A 4,519-nucleotide genomic window follows, 5' to 3' on the forward strand; every position below is an offset into this window, starting at 1 on the left:
CCGTTACATTTTAGGAGGCAACCGCCCCAGTTAAACTACCCACCAGGCACTGTCCCTGGTCCGGATCACGGACCGAGGTTAGACATCCGAAGCGGCCAGAGTGGTATTTCAACGTTGACTCCACCCGCACTGGCGTGCGGGCTTCACGGTCTCCCACCTATCCTACACAAGCCGCACCGAACACCAATACCAAGCTATAGTAAAGGTCCCGGGGTCTTTCCGTCCTGCTGCGCGTAACGAGCATCTTTACTCGTAGTGCAATTTCGCCGAGTTCGCGGTTGAGACAGCGGAGAAGTCGTTACGCCATTCGTGCAGGTCGGAACTTACCCGACAAGGAATTTCGCTACCTTAGGATGGTTATAGTTACCACCGCCGTTTACTGGGGCTTAAATTCTGAGCTTCACCCCGAGGGGTTGACCCGTCCTCTTAACCTTCCAGCACCGGGCAGGCGTCAGTCCGTATACATCGTCTTGCGACTTCGCACGGACCTGTGTTTTTAGTAAACAGTCGCTTCTCCCTGGTCTCTGCGGCCGTCCACGCTCCCACCGCGAGGGTGTTCACGTTTCGGGCCCCCCTTCTCCCGAAGTTACGGGGGCATTTTGCCGAGTTCCTTAACCACGATTCGCTCGATCGCCTTGGTATTCTCTACCTGACCACCTGAGTCGGTTTGGGGTACGGGCGGCTAGAACCTCGCGTCGAGGCTTTTCTTGGCAGCATAGGATCACCCGTTTCGCGCTTGTGCGCTCACTATCAGCTCTCAACCTGTTGCCGGGCGGATTTGCCTACCCGACGGTCTACGGCCTTGGACGTGGTCAACCATCGCCACGCCGGGCTACCTTCCTGCGTCACCCCTGTTAATACGCTTACCTAGTACCGGTTCGGGTCCCGCGCGCCCCCGCCCGGTGACCCCGAAGGGTCGGTGGGCGGGTTTGGGCGGTTAGCATCACCGGGTTCGGTATGGGCGGTTCTTCGCCGGTAGGAGAATGTCAACTCCTTGTCCATCGACTACGCCTGTCGGCCTCGCCTTAGGTCCCGACTTACCCAGGGCGGATTAACCTGGCCCTGGAACCCTTGGTCATTCGGCGGACGGGTTTCTCACCCGTCTTTCGCTACTCATGCCTGCATTCTCACTCGTGTGGCCTCCACCGCTGGGTTCCCCCGCGGCTTCACCGCCCACACGACGCTCCCCTACCCACCTGCGCCCCTGGACCACGAAGGCCTGGGTTCAACGCAGGTGCCACGGCTTCGGCGGTGTACTTGAGCCCCGCTACATTGTCGGCGCGGAATCACTTGACCAGTGAGCTATTACGCACTCTTTCAAGGGTGGCTGCTTCTAAGCCAACCTCCTGGTTGTCTGTGCAACTCCACATCCTTTCCCACTTAGCACACGCTTAGGGGCCTTAGCCGGTGGTCTGGGCTGTTTCCCTCTCGACTACGGAGCTTATCCCCCGCAGTCTCACTGCCACGCTCTGGCTTACCGGCATTCGGAGTTTGGCTGACGTCAGTAACCTTGTAGGGCCCATCGGCCATCCAGTAGCTCTACCTCCGGCAAGAAACACGTGACGCTGCACCTAAATGCATTTCGGGGAGAACCAGCTATCACGAAGTTTGATTGGCCTTTCACCCCTAACCACAGGTCATCCCCCAGGTTTTCAACCCTGGTGGGTTCGGTCCTCCACGCGGTCTTACCCGCGCTTCAACCTGCCCATGGCTAGATCACTTCGCTTCGGGTCTAGACCCAGCGACTGAATCGCCCTGTTCGGACTCGCTTTCGCTACGGCTTCCCCACACGGGTTAACCTCGCCACTGAGCACTAACTCGCAGGCTCATTCTTCAAAAGGCACGCTGTCACCCCAACCAAGGAGGCTCCAACGGATTGTAGGCACACGGTTTCAGGTACTATTTCACTCCCCTCCCGGGGTACTTTTCACCTTTCCCTCACGGTACTGGTCCGCTATCGGTCACTAGGTAGTATTTAGGCTTAGCAAGTGGTCTTGCCAGATTCACACGAGATTTCACGGGCCCCGTGCTACTTGGGATCCCCTTCGGGAGGCCACGCCATTTCGTCTACCGGACTGGCACCGTCTGTGGTCCGCCTTTCAATGCGGTTCGACTATGACGCGACTTTCTGACTCCCCGGTGGACTGTCAGATCCACCAGAAGGGTCCCACAACCCCGGACACGCAACGCCTGACAGCTTTACCACGCGCCCGGTTTGGCCTCATCCGCTTTCGCTCGCCACTACTCACGGAATATCTCTTCCTGCCGGTACTGAGATGTTTCACTTCCCGACGTTCCCTCCACACACCCTATATATTCAGGTGCGGGTCACACGACATGACTCGTGCGGGGTTCCCCCATTCGGAAACCCTCGGATCACAGCTCGTTTGCCAGCTCCCCGAGGCTTATCGCAGGCTACCACGTCCTTCTTCGGCTCCTAGTGCCAAGGCATCCACCCTGTGCCCTTAAAAACTTCACAACCACAACTACATTATTCGCAGAGACCAAGAAACATCACCCACCGACCACGACGGCCGGCAGGATCCGCATCTTGATCACTTCAAAGATGCTCGCGTCCACTGTGCAGTTCTCAAACAACCAACGACCCCGACCCGCACCCGGACCCGCCTACCCACCACCAGCACCCACCAAGCCCCCGAGGGGACCCGCTGCCGTGCTTCGGGCGAGCGGTTCGTGATCCACGGACCGACCCGTACCAGGCACCACCACCCATCGTGGCCGGTGACCTGAGGACCCAACAGTGTGCTCGACGAACCCGAACCGCCCCGCCGTGAGGTTCCACCACCACACCACCACCACCCACCCCCCAAGGGACGGACCAGCAGCGGCCGGCAGGTACTGACACCAGCGCCAACGCTCGAGCTCTTTCGTCAATGTTCCACCCATGAGCAACCACCCCCACACGCGTGCGGCGTGGGCCGTGGCCACCACACCCAGCACCCGTGGGCGCTGCGTGCGTTGTGAGCTCCTTAGAAAGGAGGTGATCCAGCCGCACCTTCCGGTACGGCTACCTTGTTACGACTTAGTCCCAATCGCCAGTCCCACCTTCGACCACTCCCCCCGGCGAACCGGTTGGGCCATGGGCTTCGGGTGTTACCGACTTTCGTGACTTGACGGGCGGTGTGTACAAGGCCCGGGAACGTATTCACCGCAGCGTTGCTGATCTGCGATTACTAGCGACTCCGACTTCATGGGGTCGAGTTGCAGACCCCAATCCGAACTGAGACCGGCTTTTTGGGATTCGCTCCGCCTTACGGCATCGCAGCCCTTTGTACCGGCCATTGTAGCATGCGTGAAGCCCAAGACATAAGGGGCATGATGATTTGACGTCATCCCCACCTTCCTCCGAGTTGACCCCGGCAGTCTCCCATGAGTCCCCGGCATAACCCGCTGGCAACATGGGACGAGGGTTGCGCTCGTTGCGGGACTTAACCCAACATCTCACGACACGAGCTGACGACAACCATGCACCACCTGTGCACGAGTGTCCAAAGAGACCACCATCTCTGGCGGCTTCCCGTGCATGTCAAGCCTTGGTAAGGTTCTTCGCGTTGCATCGAATTAATCCGCATGCTCCGCCGCTTGTGCGGGCCCCCGTCAATTCCTTTGAGTTTTAGCCTTGCGGCCGTACTCCCCAGGCGGGGCACTTAATGCGTTTGCTGCGGCACGGAACTCGTGGAATGAGCCCCACACCTAGTGCCCAACGTTTACGGCATGGACTACCAGGGTATCTAATCCTGTTCGCTCCCCATGCTTTCGCTCCTCAGCGTCAGTTGCGGCCCAGAGACCTGCCTTCGCCATCGGTGTTCCTCCTGATATCTGCGCATTCCACCGCTACACCAGGAATTCCAGTCTCCCCTACCGCACTCTAGTCTGCCCGTACCCGATGCAAGCTCGAGGTTGAGCCTCGAGTTTTCACACCAGACGCGACAGACCGCCTACGAGCTCTTTACGCCCAATAATTCCGGACAACGCTTGCGCCCTACGTATTACCGCGGCTGCTGGCACGTAGTTAGCCGGCGCTTCTTCTGCAGGTACCGTCACTTGCGCTTCTTCCCTGCTGAAAGAGGTTTACAACCCGAAGGCCGTCATCCCTCACGCGGCGTCGCTGCATCAGGCTTGCGCCCATTGTGCAATATTCCCCACTGCTGCCTCCCGTAGGAGTCTGGGCCGTGTCTCAGTCCCAGTGTGGCCGGTCGCCCTCTCAGGCCGGCTACCCGTCGTCGCCTTGGTAGGCCATCACCCCACCAACAAGCTGATAGGCCGCGAGCCCATCCCTGACCGAAAAACTTTCCAACCACCCCCATGCGAGGGTAGCTCATATCCGGTATTAGCCCCGGTTTCCCGGAGTTATCCCGAAGTCAGGGGCAGGTTACTCACGTGTTACTCACCCGTTCGCCACTAATCCACCCAGCAAGCTGGGCTTCATCGTTCGACTTGCATGTGTTAAGCACGCCGCCAGCGTTCGTCCTGAGCCAGGATCAAACTCTCCGTAAAA

Annotated in this window: 2 rRNA genes; both read right to left on the reverse strand. The window is 59.2% G+C overall.

The features are described 5' to 3' along the window. Window positions 1–2,479 (reverse strand): 23S ribosomal RNA (locus JZ5iCDA_RS15830); the annotation flags it as partial. Between the two features lie 515 nt (window positions 2,480–2,994). After that, window positions 2,995–4,518, reverse strand: a 16S ribosomal RNA gene (locus JZ5iCDA_RS15835). Window position 4,519 lies beyond the last annotated feature (1 nt).

The organism is Cellulosimicrobium cellulans, assembly GCF_001722485.1.
GTDB classification, from domain to species: Bacteria; Actinomycetota; Actinomycetes; order Actinomycetales; family Cellulomonadaceae; genus Cellulosimicrobium; species Cellulosimicrobium cellulans_A.